Source organism: Bradyrhizobium sp. BR 1432, assembly GCF_051547705.1.
Lineage (GTDB): Bacteria > Pseudomonadota > Alphaproteobacteria > Rhizobiales > Xanthobacteraceae > Bradyrhizobium > Bradyrhizobium zhanjiangense.
This window is the reverse complement of the sequence record NZ_JBPUGF010000003.1, coordinates 7,001,418-7,019,226: the sequence shown is the minus strand read 5'-3', so window position 1 is coordinate 7,019,226 and position 17,809 is coordinate 7,001,418. Positions and strand designations below refer to the sequence as shown.

The window sequence follows — 17,809 nt, the reverse complement described above, 5'->3', positions numbered from 1 at the left end:
CCGCACTGCCCACATGGGCGGCGCGGGATGCGGCAAGGCCGTTTCCGGAGCGAAATGAGGCTTGTAGTCAAGGCAATTGAAGTATGATAACCGGACCTTCAACGGATGGGCAAAGAACGCCATTGCAGGTTTTTGAAACCCTGTATATTGGCGATGCGGAGCCTTGGCCGTCGTTCGCCGGGCCCTGTATCGGTTAGGATGGGGCCAAATCAAAGTTCGTAAGCGAAGGCAAGTAACACGACCACGACGGCTCGTATCGTCCCGGGGGGTCGGGTCTACAGGGAACAACACGAGGTTAAGCAATGAGTGACATTGGCGAGCGGGTTAAGAAGATCGTGGTCGAACACCTTGGTGTTGAACCCGAGAAGGTTGTCGACAACGCGAGCTTCATCGATGACCTCGGCGCCGACAGTCTGGACACCGTCGAGCTGGTGATGGCGTTCGAAGAGGAATTCGGTTGCGAGATTCCGGACGACGCTGCGGAAACGATTCTCACCGTCGGCGATGCCACGAAGTTTCTCGAGAAGAACGCGAAGAGCTAAGGCTCTTCATTTTCGCGGGGACAACATTGAAACCGGACGGGCCGCTTCGCAGCGGCCAGCCGGTTTCTTGTTATTGGCCGTGAATCTTTCGATGCGGAGTTTTCGGATATGAGGCGGGTTGTCGTCACGGGTCTCGGCATGGTCTCGCCACTGGGCTGTGGCGTCGAAGCGACCTGGAAACGCATCCTCAACGGCGAAAGCGGTGCGCGCAGGATCGCGAGCTTCGATGTCTCCGATCTCCAGACCAAGATCGCCTGCACGGTCGTGCGCGGCGACGGTTCGAACGACACCTTCAATCCCGACAAGTGGATGGAGCCGAAAGACCAGCGCAAGGTCGACGACTTCATCATCTTCGGCATGGCCGCAGCCGGCCAGGCGCTCGATGACGCCAACTGGCATCCCGAGACTGAAGAGGACAAGTGCGCGACCGGCACCATGATCGGGTCCGGTATCGGCGGCCTCAACGGCATTGCCGATACGGCGATTCTGCTCAAGGAGCGCGGACCGCGCCGAGTGTCGCCGTTCTTCATTCCGGGACGCCTGATCAATCTCGCCTCCGGCTATGTCTCGATCGCGCACGGGCTGAAGGGACCGAACCATTCGGTGGTCACGGCCTGCTCGACCGGCGCGCATGCGGTCGGCGATGCCGCCCGCCTGATCGCGCTCGGCGACGCCGACGTCATGGTGGCCGGCGGCGCGGAATCGCCGATCTGCCGCATCGGCATTGCCGGCTTCAATGCCGCGCGCGCGCTATCGACTGGTTTCAACGGGACGCCCGAGAAGGCTTCGCGTCCCTATGACAAGGACCGCGACGGCTTCGTGATGGGCGAGGGCGCCGGCGTCCTGGTGCTCGAGGAGCTTGAGCACGCCAGGCGCCGTGGCGCGAAGATCTACGCCGAGGTGATCGGCTACGGCCTCTCCGGCGATGCTTATCACATCACCTCACCGTCGCCCGATGGCGATGGCGGTTTCCGCAGCATGTCGGCAGCGCTCAAGCGCGCCGGTCTCACGGCATCCGATCTCGACTACATCAATGCGCACGGCACCTCGACACCGCTCGGCGACGAGATCGAGCTTGGTGCGGTGGAGCGCCTGCTGGGCAATGCCGCCTCCAAGGTCGCGATGTCCTCGACCAAGTCGTCGACCGGTCATCTCCTCGGCGCGGCCGGTGCGATCGAGGCGATCTTCGCCATTCTCGCGATTCGCGATAATGTCGTGCCGCCCACCATTAACCTCGACAATCCGTCGGTCGAGACCGCGATCGATCTCGTGCCGCACAAGGCGAAGAAGCGTGAGGTCAACGTCGCATTGTCGAACTCTTTTGGTTTTGGCGGCACCAATGCGTCGGTGATCGTCCGGCGTTTGGCCAGTTAGTTTGCGTTTGAGACGAATCCACCGTTTTGCCGTATTCGGCGATAGTCATAGAAGTGGGCGCGTGCATTTGGCTCGGCAAGGTGATTGTCAGGCCGCGATTGAACCGGCAGAATTCAGGTTGCTTCGATGAGTGAAAGGCCGCCCATTTCGCCCCGGAGTCCGCGGGCAGCGCTCGAGCCCGAGCAGGTCCCGCCGCCGCCGAAGCGATCGGAACGCGCGCGCAATCCCTTCGTGGTGGTCGGCAACGCCATCATCACCCTGGTGTTGATTGCCATGCTCGGCGCCGGCGGGGTCTATTATTACGGCCGGCAGGTGTTGGAAGCACCCGGGCCGCTTAGGGAAGACAAGATCGTCAACATCCCGCAGCGCGCGGGCAAGCGCGACATCGCCGAGACGTTGAACCGGGAAGGCGTCACCGACATCAATCCGTGGGTGTTCATCGCCAGCGTCGCCGCGCTGAAGGCGAGTTCGGACCTCAAGCCCGGTGAGTATTCGTTCCAGAAGAACGCCTCCTTGCGCGACGTCATCGCCACCATCGTCGAGGGCAAGGTGGTGCAGCATGCCGTGACGATCCCGGAAGGCCTGACCTCCGAGCAGATCGTGGCGCGGCTGTCCGACAACGACATCTTCACCGGCAGCGTGCGCGAGCTGCCGCGCGAGGGCACGTTGTTGCCGGAGACCTACAAGTTCCCGCGCGGCACCACGCGCGAGCAGGTGATCCAGCGCATGCAGCAGGCGCACAAGCGCGTGCTGGCCGAGATCTGGGAGCGCCGTAGCCAGGACATTCCGGTGAAGACGCCGGAGCAGCTGGTGACGCTGGCGTCCATCGTCGAAAAGGAGACCGGCAAGCCGGACGAGCGCAGCCGCGTCGCTGCCGTGTTCGTCAACCGCCTGAAGCAGAGGATCAAGCTGCAGTCCGATCCCACGATCATCTATGGCCTCGTCGGCGGCAAGGGCACGCTGGGCCGTCCGATCAAGCGCAGCGAGATCACGCAGCCATCGCCCTACAACACCTATGTGATCGAGGGCCTGCCGCCGGGGCCGATCTCCAATCCGGGCCGCGCCTCGCTCGAGGCCGCCGCCAACCCGGCCCGCACCCGCGATCTCTATTTCGTCGCCGACGGCACCGGCGGGCATGCTTTCACCGAGACCTACGACGCGCACCAGAAGAACGTCGCGAAACTCCGCGCGATGGAGAAGCAGATCCAGAACGACACGGTCGAGCCGGCCGAGGACGCGCAGCCGCCGGCTGCTGCTGCGCCGGCCGCCACCGATCCGCCGACCGCGACCACGCCGGCGCGGCCCAACCAGCAGAAAAAGCAACCATCACGGCCCGCTGGTCCCGCGCCGGCCCGGCAGGGCGCGGTGCAGTCCTTGCCGCCGGTGGTCCAGCGCTAGGTTGGCGCAGACCTGCCCGCGGACATTGCGGATTCCACTTTCCGGCAAAATAGTCTTAAGATTCGCGTGGCTTGATGGCCTCGCGAATCCCGTGTTTCTGGAGAATTTCAACCGATGGCGCTGTCGTCCATGACCGGCTTTGCCCGAAGCCACGGCGCGAGCGGGCCGTACACGTTCGAATGGGAATTGAAGTCGGTCAACGCCAAGGGCTTTGACCTCAGGGTGCGGCTGCCGCAGGGGTTCGACGAGCTCGAGGCCCACGCCAAGAAGCGCGCCGGTGAGCTGCTCGCGCGCGGCACCGTCTACGCCAATCTCAACGTCAAGCGCACCAATGCCGCCGCCACGGTCCGCGTCAACGAGGACGTGCTCAACGCCGTGCTGAAGGCGGCCGCACTGATCTCCGGCAAGGTCGACGCGGTCGCGCCGAGCATCGATGGCCTACTCGCCATCAAGGGCGTCGTCGAGGTCGCCGAACCCGAGGGCGACGAAGAGGAGGACAAGGCCGCGCGCGCCGCCGCAGTGGAGGCGTTCGACAAAGCGCTCGCCGATCTCGTCGAGATGCGCAAGCGCGAGGGCACCTCGCTGGGGCAGATCCTGACCCAGCGGGTCGACGAGATCGAACAGTTGGCGAAGAAAGCCGAGGCTGCGCCCGGCCGCAAACCGGAGGCGATCAAGGCGAAGCTCACTGAGCAGATCGCTAGCCTGCTCGACACCTCCGATCGTTTCGATGCCGACCGCCTGATGCAGGAGGCGATCCTGATCGCAACCAAGGCCGACATCCGCGAGGAGCTCGACCGCATCGCCTCGCACATTGCGCAGGCGCGTGAGCTGATCGGCAAGGGCGGCCCGATCGGCCGCAAGCTCGATTTCCTGGCGCAGGAGTTTCACCGCGAGGTCAACACCTGCTGCTCGAAGTCGAACGACATCGAGCTCACCAATACGGGACTCGCCATGAAGAACGTGGTCGAGCAGTTCCGCGAGCAGGTCCAAAATCTGGAGTGATCGATGACGACGGGCGGTCACGGAACTGACGGTGTCGAGCGCCGCGGATTGATGTTCGTTTTGTCTTCGCCCTCGGGCGCGGGCAAGACGACGCTGTCGCGTCTCTTGATCGAGCGAATGCCCGGCTTGAAAATGTCGGTCTCGGCGACCACGCGCGAGATGCGGCCCGGCGAGGTCAACGGCAAGGATTATTCGTTCGTCGACAAGCCGACGTTCGAAGCGATGGTGAAGGCCGGCGAGCTCCTGGAATGGGCGACGGTGTTCGACAATAGTTACGGTACGCCGCGCGGCCCGGTCGAGGCGGCGCTCTCGGCGGGGCAGGACGTGCTGTTCGACATCGACTGGCAGGGCACGCAGCAGCTACGCGAAAAGGCGCGCGCCGACGTCGTCAGCGTCTTCATCCTGCCGCCCTCGGCGGCCGATCTCGAAAAGCGCCTGCACTCGCGCGCGCAGGATTCCGACGCGGTGATCCGCAAGCGGATGAGCCGCGCCAGCCACGAGATGAGCCACTGGGCCGAGTACGACTACATCGTCATCAACCACGACGTCGACCAGGCCTTCGCCGAGGTACAGTCGATCCTGAAGGCCGAACGTCTCAAGCGCGAGCGGCGGATTGGCCTCGTAGGCTTCGTGCGAACTTTGCAAGGTCAGCTTCAAGGTTAGGCCGCGACAGGCGCGGCCCTTCCTTCGCCAACTGTTCCAGCATGGTCGTGATGACGTCGACGTCGACCGCATCCTGGTCGCGGCCTGCCGGCGCCTCATCGCGATCCTCGCCAATCTCGTTGGTGACTAGCTTGGGCGCAGCAGCCCGATCGAACAACTTGATCTCGACCTCGGCCGGCTTGATCTCGTCGGGTTCTGCGGCAGGGACCGCAGCGCGCCGCTTGCGCGCGTCGATCAGATCGATCTCGCGGCCAATCGCGGCGAGTTTTGTCACTTGTTTTGCCGCTTGCGGACGTGCGGCATCGAAGTCGATCGGATGCGCCGGCTGCGCGCGCGGCGCAACGGCCGGCGTTGCATCGCGCCAGGGCGCGCGGCTTGCGTGCTGGTTCTGCGTCTCCCAATCGTTCCAATAGCCGTGACGCTCGGCGGACTGGACGCGGACGCGCGTGCGCGCGCCGGCGAAGCGGTAAATGAGGCTGGCGAGGATACCGGCGAGCGCCAGCGCACCGCCGATCACGAGCATCAACATCTGGACCGAGCCGGCCGGTTTGTCGGCGCTGCTGTCTGCCACGGCGAGCGCCGCCGGGGCAGGGGATTTTGACGGCTTTGCGCTCGGCTGCGCGGCTGCCGCAACCGCGGCAGGCGCCGGCTGTGGCGCGGGCGGCGCGGACGCCGTGGAGACATCGGGCCAGGGCGTGTCGCCCGCGGATTGTTGCGCGTTGCTGTCAGCGGTCTGGTCCGCAGATGGTTGCGCCGGGGTCGCGGCTGCGGCCTGCGCAACTGCGTTTGGTGTTTGGGGGGCGATACCGCTCCGCGCTGTCAGATATTCGGCGCGCGCATCCTGCACCGGGTGCTGTTGCTGCTGCGGCGCCGGCGCCTGCGCCGTCGGCGTATCGCTCGTGGCCTGCGCGCTCTGCACGGACTTCGCGCTGTCCTTGTCGCCGGCGGCGCGCAGATACCAGCATTGCCGCTTGGTCCCGCGTTCGACGCGATAGTACCAGTGCTGCCCCTGCGGCGCGACGCCCTTCGGCGAGGCGAGGCAGTCGGTGGCCGCGTTGGCCGTGCTCGGTGCGGTCTGCGCGTTCTGCGACACGGCGGCCAATGGCGCGCCAGCAATGATGCTGCCGACTAGCGCGGATATGAACTTTGCGGTGCGGTTGCCCATCCTGGTCTCCCGGTTACGCATGACGCAACTCTTAACCACCCCTTTGTCATCAAAGACTTGGGTGGCAATGAGCCGCAAATCCGGAGAGGATGTGGCTTGAATTGGGCCTGCGGCGCGTTGGTTCCGCGGCGAAATCGGGCCTTTTCACGTCGTTACTATTTCGCCGAACTCCAGGTTCCGCCGCAGCCATCGGAGCGGCGCCAGGTTCCGGAACCGCTGCGGCCCCCGAGACGGCCGGAGCCTGTGAAGGTCACGCCCTCGCCTTGACCGACCGTTCTGACTGCGCCGTTCGGGCTGACGGTACCGGTGACGCCTTGGCCGATGACCTTGCCCGAGGAGACGACGACCGCGCCGGACGTAGGGGCGCGCGCGAAAAGCAGTGCGACAGTCGGTAAGATCACGGGCCTGCGCACCGAGGCCGAAGGGGCATACCTCTGCGCTCCCGCGGCGCGTTTCGCCCGAGTCTTGCTTTGATCTCATCGCCCTTTGGAAGCCGAAGGGCGCAGGGAAGGCCGGGCGCCGGCGGCACCCGCATGTCCGTGCGCCACGAAGAGTGCACACGGGGTGGACCACGGGTTGGCCGAACGCCCGGCCTTCCCTGCGCGGATGGTTTTAACGGTGTCCTTCGTGCTCTCCCCGGGGAGCGATGCACTATTGCCCCCGTCGTCTTGCAGATGGCTGATGCGCGCGCCCGGTCGGGCCGCCACATCACCGCAAGCCTTGACGCACAGACCCCGGGCGTCAGGACCACACGACTTCTCCGTCCGCGGACGGTCCCGCCTGAATGCCTGGAGGCTTGCGTGTGCTCGCCCCCGGCATCAACGAGACCGCTGTTACGGCGCCGTGTCGTACCGCGCCAGCGTGACGACTCACGGTTGCCCGCCCCGTCATCCCGCTGATCCGCGCCGGCGCTGCCGCGTCCACCGCCACCCAGCCCGCGTCGCGTGACGGTCGCGAACGCCCCTTTGGCAGGGCCGGGATGCGTGGTGTATGCCATAAATCCGAAATTCGGAAAAGTGAAATATTTTCGCGGCGAGGCCTTGACGGGGTGTGTTGCCCGACGCCTCCCGGGGGCCACCATCAACTCCATCCGTCGTTCCGGATTTCGTGACTTTGTCAGCAGGTGGATCCGAAGCGGACAGCAGGAGAGGAGTCCTGTTTGTCTTGTTCGGACAGGATCGGCTACAAATGAACAACAGGAATGACTGGGAGGAGACATGTCCAACACGGGCTACGCACTGGCAGGCTTCGTCTCGTGGGCGCTGCTTCTGCTGGTCGTGATGGAAACCATCCGAACGTATCTCGTCGTGACTGGAAAGGTTGCGGCCAACGCCTTCACGCCGGATAACTCCGGACTATCGCCCTTCATGCAGCGCCTCGCACGGGCTCACGCGAATTGCATCGAAGGTCTACCGATTTTCGGCGGCTTGTTGGCGATTGCGATCATGGTGTCAAGAACGGATGTTACAGACCCTCTAGCGTTTTGGTTTCTCGGCGCAAGGATTGTGCAGTCGATTATCCATCTCGCGTCGAACAGTCCGATAGCAGTAAGTCTCCGCTTCACCGCGTTCGCGGTCCAGATGGCGATAGGTATCTATTGGTCATGGAAGCTGATGGTCTAGGGACTGGATCGCGCTCGGCATGTCCCAGCCGTTGAGGCCAGACCGGACGTGCCGAGAACGCGCCCCAATCGACGCGATTGACCCATCTGCGACATAGGCAGCATCGAAATCCGCAGCGCAGCAGTCTCCTGCTGTTGCCGAGGTGTGTTATGCTTCCAGTCGGAAGCACGGAGGGACCGGGAGTGAACCGGCGCTCATGCATCATGCTGCTCGGCGGCGCGGCGGCTTGGCCGCTCGCAGCGCGTGCGCAGCGAGGCGGGAAGGTCTATCGCGTCGGGATTCTGGAGCCAATACCGGCGGCACGGAACGCCGCCAACCTCGAGGCTCTGCGCAAAGGTCTGCGCGATTTCGGTTACTTCGAAGGAAGCAACTTGATCATCGAGTATCGGTCGGCCGACGGTCGGGGCGAGCGGTTTCCGGATCTCGCATCCGAATTGGTTGGCCTCAAAGTCGACCTGATCCTGGCGAGAGGCACTCCTGCCACCACGGCGGTTCAGAACGCGACCGGAACGATTCCAGTAGTCATGATGACAATGGGCGGCCCCGGTGCGATCGTAGCGAGCTTCGCGCGGCCGACCGGCAACATCACGGGGGTGATTACTTTCAGCACCGAACTGACAGCGAAACGGGTTCAGGTTCTCAAAGAACTGGTTCCTGGCCTCACGCGAGTTGGGTTGCTTCACAACATGGGCAATCCAGCTGTCCCAGCCGAATGGGAGGAGACAAAGATAGCGGCACGCTTGCTGGGTCTCGAGGCTGAGCTTCTTGACGTGCGGAGCGAGGGTGACCTGAGCCACGCATTCGAACTGGTGATGCGACGGCATATCGACGGCCTCGTCGTTGGGGCAGACGGTCTCACCCAAATGCATCAACAAATGATCGTTGAATGGGTAGCCCGCAACCGTGTGCCCACCGTCTTCCCAGCCCGCGAGTTCGTCGAAGCCGGGGACTGATCGCCTACGCCGTAAACTATCCTGACCTCTATTTCCAGCTCGCAGCCTTCATCGACAAGATCTTCAACGGCGCAAAGCCAGGCGATTTGCCGGTGCAACAGCCTACCAAGTTCGAGTTGGCGATCAATCTTAGGACCGCAAGCGCGCTCGGCCTCGAAGTCCCGCCGACGCTGCTCGCCGGGGCCGACAAGGTGATCGAATAGAGGACCTGCTTGCTGCGCGCATTAGTCGGGAGTGGCCCGACTCGGACCTTCCGTGAGGTCCGGTATTGCGCGGCTATCAGGGGCACAGCGGACGGTCACACGCGCCCGATTCCGGCGCGGCGTATGAGCACACTCCCTAGAGCAGCCTCGCCCCGCAAACCCGGTTTACCGCGATTTACGCAAGCGGCTCGGCCCGGAAGTAGCCGGCGGCCGAAAAACTCACCAGTGGCCGTTTACGGCCCAGGCCGTTGGAGGTCCGCCTCACGGAACGACAGGTCCGAGAGCCTTGATACCCTTACGCCATCGGCGCCGATGCCGTGCTGTCGCACCACTGCCTCGCGGTCCCGGGCATAAGCGTCGCGGAGCATGATCAGAAACCGAGCCCGATCAGCTCGCGAAAGCGCTCGCCATGCCTGCCACACCTGATCAAGATTGGTCATTGCCTGGGTCTATCTTGCGGATTCCGCTAGATAAGCCCGCCAAGCGAAATGGCAAACCGAAAATCGCAAATATACGAAAGGGGCGCGGTCGCGCGTCCCCGCGCCTCAAGGCCCGTTTCGAAGGACCCGCCAAAGCGCCGACACAAATTTCGAGAGTAGCCGGGATGGCGCATCGTCCTGGCGATCCGGCGCGGCCGACGGAGCGCCGCCATCCAACTCGGTCAGCCGCTCCACCATGCCTTGCAGTCGCAATGGTAGCGGAGTGAGATCGTCCGTGAGGGTGCCCGCGAAGTCGCTCGCCAATCTCGTTGCAGATCGCCCGGCGATGCTCCGGATGATCTAAACCTGGCGGATGGACCACGGGCGCGGTCGAAGGGGTATCTGCCATGGCTGCCACCGTTGGCCTTGACGTGCACCGCCTCCTTGCCGTGCACGGATGATCCTGCCGCCACCGTAGTAACGTGCGACATGCCACCTTGATCCCGGCTTTGCACCGATACCGGTGCTCTGAGCGTCCGAAGTTCTCCGTTCGCCAACAACCGGGTTTCCCATGTTATCCTGCCTTCCCGCGTGGGCTTGGAGGCAAAGAAATGTCTACTTACCTGCGATTACAAACCGCCAATTTAAAGCCGGAAATGGTCAGCCGTATCACAGCAGCCTACCAGCAGGCGCTCCATACGCTTTGCGTCAAGGATCGCGACGATCCGCTCACGGAAATGGTCGCAAGCAAGATCATCAGGATCGCCCAAACGGAGGTCTCGCGCCGGCAGAAATTGCGGCTTTGGCGATCAAGGAACTCGAAACGCGTTAGGCATCTTGTACCTAACGCCCTAGAACCCGAAACATTTCCGACATCGGGAGGTTGGCTATTGGGCTTCGGGGCTTCGCAATATGCGAGGCACGCCATGACCTCTTTACCGCCGGGCGAAGCAATTCTCACAGTCGCCATCATGGGCCTCACTGTCCTAATCGAGATTGCGCTTTTCGCCTCGATCGGAATGTTCTGAGAGACCCGCGTATGGCGCTTCGGCCGGAGCACCCCTCAATTCCGGCCGAGCTTTTTTGCCGTTCTCCGCAACCATCGACCTGCCAACGGAACTAATTTTCAGCAAACACAATTGTCTCGTCGTCAGCGATGGAGGATCATCGCCATGAGGATCGAATATCTCTCTGCGATTGTGATAGCTGTTCTTGCCGCTGGTACCGGGCTGGCCGTCAACTCTCTCGGCTCGCTGCCTACCGAAAAGCAGTCCACGGCGAATATGCAAGTGGCAGACCGACTAGCCGCCTCGGTCGATCCATTCTTGCTTCGGTCTGGTGGCTAACAGACGACGTTGCAGCCAACGGTGCTTGCATCCACTGGTAAGTTGTTTCGCGCTGTAGTTGGAAATTTATTCGCAGCGCAGCGCTCTTAAGTTGTTTGACGAAGTTCTGTTGAAACAGAAGGCTGCTATAGTCTATTTTAGGTAATCAGCCCTGTTCCTTTTTGCACCGACAAGCCAGCCAATCGTTCTTTGAGTTTTTTGAATTGGCTCAGCCTGTAAATGGGCTCACATCGGACAGCCATCGCCGGGGCTACGATTATCCGAAATCCGTGTTGGAAATCTAGTGGTGCTCTAACGATGGGGGTATCCATGCCCGCCATATTCGACCTGCTTTACCGCGAATACTGCCGCGCCCGCCTAGCTGAAATGCGGAATCAGCTTCTGATCTCGCGTGAAACGTTGATCACAGTAGCGTTGGTAGGACGGACACGCAGCACGAATTCAGCTACGGCGCGCCGAATTGAAGCGGCCGCAAGACATGGGGCTCTCGTCGACGAGGCGCAATAACGAACCAAGCGGCGATGGCTCGGGATACCCATTTGCGTACGAACTAAGATTGTAACTGCGCAGTTATTTCATCTCGGTTGTGAGGGCTCAACTCATGACGAAACACTTTTCGAAGCGCATTATGATCGATGTGCTTGTAGTCGCCATATCTTTGATGACAATCACGATTGCAGCGACATCGTTGGGCGAGCCCATTGTTGCAGGGATTGCTGCTTCTGTTCCGGCCCATTCCATCTTGCGACGGAAAGGACACTTGCAGGTGCCGGGCCGAGCAAACCGACGCTCGCCCGCGCGCCAACGGGTTGTCGGCTTCGATCTGCTCCTCTGCAATGGAAGGTGGACTGGCTTTTGGGGCCGCCTGCGGCTCCCTTACGATGAATCCCCGCCCAGGGCGCCGACCGCTGCCCTTGAGGCTTAACGGAAAGGGCAAGCCGACGATTTGCTCGCGTTCGCCGCGCCGTCGTCCTCGGCTATGTCGAAGATCTTGACTGCCTGTGAAGTAGCTTTACATCCCTTCGCTCGTGGCGCGCGCTAATGTGAGGAAAGGTTCTTACCTTGACGGAGGCCTCCAATGCTTGCAGCAATCAAATGGAACTCCCGACATAGTGCTCGCGAATGGGTAATGATGGCTGTGGCGCTTGTCGTCCGCACACAGGCAAACCGGCAGAACGGCGAAAGGAAGCAAAAGCAGCCACTCTGGAAGCAGTTCGACGACACCCATCATTGGGACTCAACCGCGGAGGAATGGGTCCCCAACCCAGACCGACCGACTTCCTAAATACCTGCGAACGACGGGGGTGTCGGGCAGGGCGATGGAATTTCTGTCAGCAAGACTGGCGGGATATCCAATCGGCGAGTCCAACGATTGGGGACCGACTGCTTGCCAGTCTGATCGGACGAGTGGCTTACCTACCCCATCCACGCGTGCATCGCATGGTCGGTCCCGACGAATCCTTTGGCTTGGCCTCCCAGCTATTGCTTTGAGCCCGGCTGCGGTTCCCGTCGCGTTCTGCAGTGGCGTTACCCTGTCCTAGCCAACATGATCCACGAACGGTTGATGTCGGATAATGGCCCCGTGGCCGCTCAATCAGACGCCGCGATGTCTGCCTCTGGGAGATGAGCCGACCGTCTCCGGTAAGCTCCCGAGGGCGGCCTTTGTGAAGGGTTTCGGATGCCGGCCGCATGACTGATGGCGCGGCACATTCGGCGGCCGGCGTCCGAAAGCCTCCAAGGGAGGAAACCGCGCATGGTGGGCAGGAAGGGTGCGGCGGGCTCTATGGGGATTTGAGCTCTGCGGGCGAACTGGCCGATGGAGTTCGAAGCAATGCAGCGAGCTGCGCGAGGGTAGCGGGGCTGGTGAATGATGGGTAGATGGCTTCGAACGTGATCAATCGTCGGCGGATTGGCGACGACAGCTGACCGTTGGGGCGTATGCCGTTGTGGCCGGTCGATGAGCGGCGGGCATGGCGAACTGCTTTGCAGAGCGACGGTTGCGCGCTCATGAGGTATCGATCCTGATGGCGCTGGTTGGCGGGGTCGCTTGATGGCGAGGCGTTGTGCCTTGTTCGAAGACCTCGATGACGATCATGCGGCCGCCGCAGCATGGACACGGCGGCCTGCCGCTGTCGACGACAGTCTCGGTCGGCTCATCCTTACGATCCTTGACGACGAGCAGTTCGCGCGCGCGTGCAACGTTGTCGGCGCAGGCGCTCCGCGCGAGCAGACCGTAGTGGCGGATGCGGTGGAAGCCCTTTGGCAGCACGTGGATGAGGAAGCGGCGGATGAACTCGTCTGCAGCGATCGTCATCCGCTTTTGACGGTCGTAGCCTTCGACCCGGTAATCCTTCCAGCTGAAGGTGACGCCGTGCCGGCCGAGGGCGATCAGGCGGCTGTTGGCGATAGCGACGCGGTGGGTATAGCGCGACAGATAGGCCAGCACGGCCTCGGGACCGCCAAACGGACGCTTGGCATAAACGACCCATTCCGTCTTGCGCGACGCTGTGAGCAACGCGGCGAATGATTGTGCTCCGGCGAGATGAGCGTCGTTGCCGAAGAAGCTCAGGCGCCCGGCCTGGTGGAGGGCGGCAAGGCGCTCGAGGAACAGCCGCCGAAACAGGCGTGAGAGCACACGCACCGGCAGGAAGAACCCTGGCCGGCAGGCCACCCAGCGCTGGCCGTCGGGCGAGATGCCGCCGCCCGGCACAATCATGTGGACGTGCGGGTGGTGGGTCATGGCCGAGCCCCAGGTGTGCAGCACGGACGTAATGCCGATCCTGGCGCCGAGATGCTTCGGGTCGGCGGCGATCGTCAGCATGGTCTCGGCCGAGACCTTGAACAGCAGATCGTAGATGGTGGCCCTGTTGTGATAGGCGATGTCGGCGATCCGGGCCGGCACCGTGAACACAACGTGATAATACGGCACCGGCAGCAGTTCGGCCTCACGGTCGGCGAGCCACTGCTTCGCCGCGGCGCCCTGGCACTTCGGGCAGTGCCGATTGCGGCAGGAATTGTAGGCGATGGACGTGTAGGCACAGTCCTCGCAGCGCGCGACATGGCCGCCGAGAGCTGCCGTGCGGCAACTCTCGATCGCCGACATCACCTTCAACTGGTCGAGGCTGACATGGCCGGCATGGGCGTGACGCCATGCCGGGCCATGGCTGCGGAAGATATCCGCAACCTCCAGAGCCGGGCGAGACATAGGTGCCCAGCGTCAGCCGGGCGGCCGCGCCTCCTTGAGCTTGAGAGCGATGTGCTCCAACGGGCTCATGACCTCGCTGATGGTCTTGGTGGCGACGCGGGTGTAGAGCGCGGTGGTATCGAGCTTGGCGTGGCCGAGCAGCACCTGGATGACGCGGACGTCGACGTTCTGCTCCAGGAGGTGAGTAGCGAAGCTGTGGCGCAATGTGTGCAGCGACACGCGCTTTTTGATCTCCGCCATCTGCACGGCGGCATGACAGGCACGATTGAGCTGGCGCGTCGTCATCTGCTGCGCCGGATCGCGGCCCGGGAACAGCCAGCCTTGCGGCCGAGCCATCTTCCACCAGGCCCGTAGCAGCGCGAGCAGGCTGGGCGACAGCATGACATTGCGGTCCTTGCCGCCCTTGCCCTGCTCGACGCGGATGATCATCCGCTTGCTGTCGATATCGGAGACCTTGAGCGAGACGACCTCGTTGGCACGCAGCCCGGCACCGTAGGCCACGCTGAGAGCCGCCTTGTATTTGAGCCCCGGTGCGGCATCGAGCAGCCGTGCCACTTCCTCCACGCTCAGTACCACCGGCAGCTTGCGTGCCTCGTGAATGAATTGAGTGTGCTCGATGATATCGTGGCGCTTCAAGGTGACTTTGAAAAAGAACCGCAACGTCGAGACAGCCTGGTTGATGGTCGGCACGCCGGCGCCGCCCGTCGCCAGATGCAGCTGATAGCGACGCACGTCCTCGAAGGTCGCAAGATCGGGTGATTGCCCGAGAAACGCGGCGAAATGCTTGACCCGTTGAACGTAGTCATGTTGGGTCTTGGCTGCGAACTTCCGGATCGTCATGTCTTCGATCATGCGCCGGCGCAGTGGGCTTACTGCCTCGTCGGTCATGGGGGGCTCCTGTCTTGGGTGAAGGTTGCGAACCCCTCATCTCAAGACAGGACGCCTCGTCGCGCTATCCTCTCAGCTGCGCTGCCAGCTACCATGCCCTACCGCGCGAGCGGTTTAGTCCTTTGACCCCGAGCGGACCTCCGCCAACCTCCAATGCGTTCATTCTCCGCTCCGCTGCTCGGTCAGGCCCTTGGAGCCCCCTTACTTTTGGTTGGATGAATAGTTTCGCCCCGGGCGAGCATTTCTACAAACTCGCGAATTCGCTTATTCCGCGTTTCGGGGCGCTTGGCATCGTTCACGCGATAGACGAAGGCGAACCTGTTGGCACGGTCGAGCGTCGCAAACGCGCGTTCTGCTTCCGAATTTGCAGCCAGCGCAGCCAGGAAATCGGACGGAGGTTCGGCTTTGCCCTGGGATTGATACGCCGCGCTCCAGCGACCATCGGCCTTGGCTTTCTGGACCTCGCTCAACCCGGCAGATTGCATGCGCCCTTCGCGAATAAGACGCTCCGCCGTATCCCGATTGATTGCGGACCATCGGCTCGCACTTCGCCGCGGCGTCATTCTCACTAAATAGTAATGCTCATCAAACTTCCCAAGCTGACCATCGATCCATCCGTGACATAAAGCGGCTTCGATGGCCTGCGCCTTGGTGATGGTTGCTTCTGGTGCGCCGGCTTTAGCGAGCTTAAGCCAAAAGCCGCTCTCGCTTCCCTCGTGTGCAGACAGATAGGCTTCGATGGATGGCAGGTCCGCAAATGATATGATCGGACCCTTTACATTGGTCATGCATCCTCCTCGCATGGACGGTTAAACGATTCCCTATGGATACGGGCCGTTCCGCGCTTGTATAGCCGGCATGCGGACTAGCCACTAACACCAGATTGAAGTTGCGAAGCCGCCTCCGGGTGGCCTTTGATTTTGCAATAAGTGCTGACGGTTGATGTCCGATTCTGGCCCGATGCTGCCTGGCTCGAAGCCCGTGCAAACCTCGGCTGACGAACGTAGACCGGATGCGGCTTTCAGGAAGGCAGACCGCCGACTTTGATCCATCTCGGACATTGGGACGCAGCTTCGGAGATCCGATTATTTGCTCATTCTCACTCGCTGTCTCGCCGCAAAGTGCTAGGCTTTGGACATGGACGGGCGTTTCCTCCGTGGTGCTCAATGAGACGGCGCGAGTTCATGGGGCTGATCGGCGGCGCGGCAGCGACGTGGCCGCTCGGCGCGCATGCGCAGCAACCGGCAAGGTCGGTCTACCGGGTAGGGTATCTCGCGAGCGCGTCGCGGGAGCAAACACTTCGCAATGTTAGAGCCTTCGAAGAGGGCCTGCGGAGCCTTGGCTACCGCGTCGGCGAGAATGTCGTCATCGAGTACCGCTTTGCCGACGGAGACATGGGGCGGCTGGCGGCGCTTGCCACAGAGGTGGCCGGGCTCGGCGTGGACGTCATCGTTTCCGGAACCAATGCGACCACGGTTGCCGCCATGAAGGCGACCCGGGCGATTCCGATCGTGATGGCCAACAGTGCCGAGCCGGTCAGTGCCGGACTTGTTGCCAGTCTGGCGCGCCCGGGTGGCAACGTCACCGGGTTCAGCTCGGAGCCCGGCGATGAGATCAACGGCAAGCGGCTCGAATTTCTGAAGGACATTCTGCCGAACCTCTCGCGTGTTGGCATTCTGTGGAATCCGGACTTTGCGCCCAATCAGGACCGGCTGACGTCGCTGCGGGAAGCTGCCCAAGCGCTGGCGTTGACTCTTGTCCCGGCCGAGGCGGGCGGGCCGGACATACTTGAACAAGCGTTTGCGACAATGGTGAGAGAACGCGCGCAGGTGCTTCTCGTGCTGAGCGATGGGGTGCTGTTCAACCACCGCGGCCTGATTGGCGTCATGGCCGTCAGAAATCGGCTGCCTGCAATCTCTGCCGTGAGAGAATACGCCGAAGCGGGCTTCCTCTTGAGCTACGGGATTGACTTGCCAGATCAGTTTCGCCGGTCTGCGACCTTTGTCGACAAGATTTTTAGGGGTGCGAAACCTGGCGACCTGCCAGTCGAACGGCCGACCAAGTACGAACTTGTCATAAACCTCCAGACCGCCAAAGCACTCGGCATCAACATGCCACCGACCGTGCTGACGTGGGCCGATGTAGTGATCGAATAGACACTATGACGTCGCTTATTGGCCCCTCGGCCGAACTGCTTATAAGCCGCCGCAACGCCGGTCTCGGAGGAGAACCGGACTTGACGAGCTGTGCGGTCGGACCGCTGTTTGTGACCCAAAGCCGTCTTGGCCATGGGCGTCGCTCGTGGTGCAGCGTTCTGCTATTGTAGCTTTTCCTCATTGTTGAATGTCGGCCAATGGAGCACGCGAATGCCAAACAGCGAGGAGATCGAGGCGAAGTCGAACAACCCGCTGACGCAGGGCTATGTGCTTGGTGCCAGCGAGGGTGAACACCTGATCCATTTTCGTGATGGCGGCAACATCTTCATCATGGTCGACCCCGTAACGGGATCCAACAATTTCGGCCTTGGCACGCAGCAGTTACCCAAGGGTTCAGGCATTCCAGTTCCCCGACACCTCGACAGGGACGAAGCCTTCTACGTTCTGGAAGGCAGTGGCACGGTTACACTCAATGATGTGAGTCACTCTTGCGAAAGAGGTGGAACGATTTTCATACCCAAGAACACGTGGCATGGCTTCAGTAGTCCAGATCAGCAACTGGTTCTGCTGTGGGTCATGGTGCCCCCAGGTCTCGACGGTTTCTTTCGCGAAACCTGCAGCCGACCCGGCGAACCTCGAAAGGAATTGACGCGGGAGCAGATCAACGCGATTGCTCTCAAATATGGGCAAGAATTCAGGTAGGCGGGCTCAAACATTTACTCACAGGAGCTAAGACGCCCCTAGCCGACGTGCCTATTTTGTTTGGCTGATCATTTCAGGTGGAGAGCTGACTAAGCGCGGATGGGTCGGCGAAGTTGCCTTTTGACCCCTTGGCGGACATGGGTTCAAACCAGCGATTGCCACTAACCGGGG

Annotated in this window: 14 protein-coding genes and 1 pseudogene; 10 read left to right on the top strand and 5 right to left on the bottom strand. The window is 62.1% G+C overall.

The window, feature by feature from the left end; all coding sequences use genetic code 11:
- The first annotated feature begins 302 nt into the window (after nucleotides 1–302).
- The 5 genes from ACSKB8_RS34135 (at nucleotide 303) to gmk (ending at nucleotide 4,979) form a co-directional block, all read left to right on the top strand.
- Nucleotides 303–542: an acyl carrier protein gene (locus ACSKB8_RS34135; protein ID WP_008551805.1), complete on the top strand. Its 240-nt coding sequence runs from the start codon at nucleotides 303–305 to the stop codon at nucleotides 540–542.
- Nucleotides 543–650: 108 nt separating this feature from the next.
- Nucleotides 651–1,916, top strand: coding sequence for a beta-ketoacyl-ACP synthase II (gene fabF, locus ACSKB8_RS34130; protein ID WP_438108853.1), 1,266 nt, complete (start codon nucleotides 651–653; stop codon nucleotides 1,914–1,916).
- A gap of 126 nt (nucleotides 1,917–2,042) precedes the next feature.
- Complete coding sequence (gene mltG / locus ACSKB8_RS34125) at nucleotides 2,043–3,314, top strand: endolytic transglycosylase MltG (RefSeq protein ID WP_438108851.1); 1,272 nt, start codon at nucleotides 2,043–2,045, stop codon at nucleotides 3,312–3,314.
- A 114-nt stretch (nucleotides 3,315–3,428) separates the two neighbouring features.
- Complete coding sequence (locus tag ACSKB8_RS34120; protein WP_370985433.1) at nucleotides 3,429–4,316, top strand: YicC/YloC family endoribonuclease; 888 nt, start codon at nucleotides 3,429–3,431, stop codon at nucleotides 4,314–4,316.
- A 3-nt stretch (nucleotides 4,317–4,319) separates the two neighbouring features.
- Nucleotides 4,320–4,979, top strand: coding sequence for a guanylate kinase (gmk, locus tag ACSKB8_RS34115; RefSeq protein ID WP_091895057.1), 660 nt, complete (start codon nucleotides 4,320–4,322; stop codon nucleotides 4,977–4,979).
- On the opposite strand, the gene ACSKB8_RS34110 is transcribed toward gmk, so the two are convergent.
- A complete protein-coding gene (locus ACSKB8_RS34110) occupies nucleotides 4,912–6,144 on the bottom strand; it encodes a hypothetical protein (RefSeq protein WP_438108849.1) in 1,233 nt (410 codons plus the stop codon). The genes gmk and ACSKB8_RS34110 overlap by 68 nt on opposite strands.
- A gap of 155 nt (nucleotides 6,145–6,299) precedes the next feature.
- Nucleotides 6,300–6,545: a hypothetical protein gene (locus tag ACSKB8_RS34105; protein WP_438108847.1), complete on the bottom strand. Its 246-nt coding sequence runs from the start codon at nucleotides 6,543–6,545 to the stop codon at nucleotides 6,300–6,302.
- Nucleotides 6,546–7,361: 816 nt separating this feature from the next.
- Between ACSKB8_RS34105 and ACSKB8_RS34100 the strand changes: the two genes are divergently transcribed.
- From ACSKB8_RS34100 to ACSKB8_RS34090, 3 genes and pseudogenes are all read left to right on the top strand, one after another.
- Complete coding sequence (locus ACSKB8_RS34100) at nucleotides 7,362–7,766, top strand: MAPEG family protein (RefSeq protein WP_128934268.1); 405 nt, start codon at nucleotides 7,362–7,364, stop codon at nucleotides 7,764–7,766.
- 149 nt (nucleotides 7,767–7,915) lie between these two features.
- Nucleotides 7,916–8,922 (top strand): annotated as a pseudogene (locus tag ACSKB8_RS34095) (ABC transporter substrate-binding protein).
- Nucleotides 8,923–9,952: 1,030 nt separating this feature from the next.
- The gene (locus ACSKB8_RS34090) at nucleotides 9,953–10,369 is read left to right on the top strand and encodes a hypothetical protein (RefSeq protein WP_438108845.1); all 417 of its coding nucleotides are present in this window, start codon (nucleotides 9,953–9,955) and stop codon (nucleotides 10,367–10,369) included.
- Between the two features lie 2,323 nt (nucleotides 10,370–12,692).
- Here the strand turns inward: ACSKB8_RS34090 and ACSKB8_RS34085 are convergent.
- From ACSKB8_RS34085 to ACSKB8_RS34075, 3 genes are all read right to left on the bottom strand, one after another.
- Nucleotides 12,693–13,892, bottom strand: a complete 1,200-nt coding sequence (locus ACSKB8_RS34085; protein WP_438104195.1) for an IS91 family transposase — start codon at nucleotides 13,890–13,892, stop codon at nucleotides 12,693–12,695.
- 12 nt (nucleotides 13,893–13,904) lie between these two features.
- Nucleotides 13,905–14,780 (bottom strand): tyrosine-type recombinase/integrase, encoded by an 876-nt coding sequence (locus ACSKB8_RS34080; protein WP_438104197.1) that lies wholly within the window; start codon nucleotides 14,778–14,780, stop codon nucleotides 13,905–13,907.
- A gap of 182 nt (nucleotides 14,781–14,962) precedes the next feature.
- Nucleotides 14,963–15,568 (bottom strand): YdeI/OmpD-associated family protein, encoded by a 606-nt coding sequence (locus tag ACSKB8_RS34075; protein WP_438108843.1) that lies wholly within the window; start codon nucleotides 15,566–15,568, stop codon nucleotides 14,963–14,965.
- Nucleotides 15,569–15,964: 396 nt separating this feature from the next.
- On the opposite strand from ACSKB8_RS34075, the gene ACSKB8_RS34070 reads away from it, so the two are divergent.
- Both ACSKB8_RS34070 and ACSKB8_RS34065 read left to right on the top strand, forming a co-directional pair.
- Complete coding sequence (locus ACSKB8_RS34070) at nucleotides 15,965–16,936, top strand: ABC transporter substrate-binding protein (protein WP_438108841.1); 972 nt, start codon at nucleotides 15,965–15,967, stop codon at nucleotides 16,934–16,936.
- 210 nt (nucleotides 16,937–17,146) lie between these two features.
- Nucleotides 17,147–17,638, top strand: a complete 492-nt coding sequence (locus ACSKB8_RS34065) for a cupin domain-containing protein (RefSeq protein WP_438108839.1) — start codon at nucleotides 17,147–17,149, stop codon at nucleotides 17,636–17,638.
- The last annotated feature ends 171 nt before the right edge of the window (nucleotides 17,639–17,809 follow it).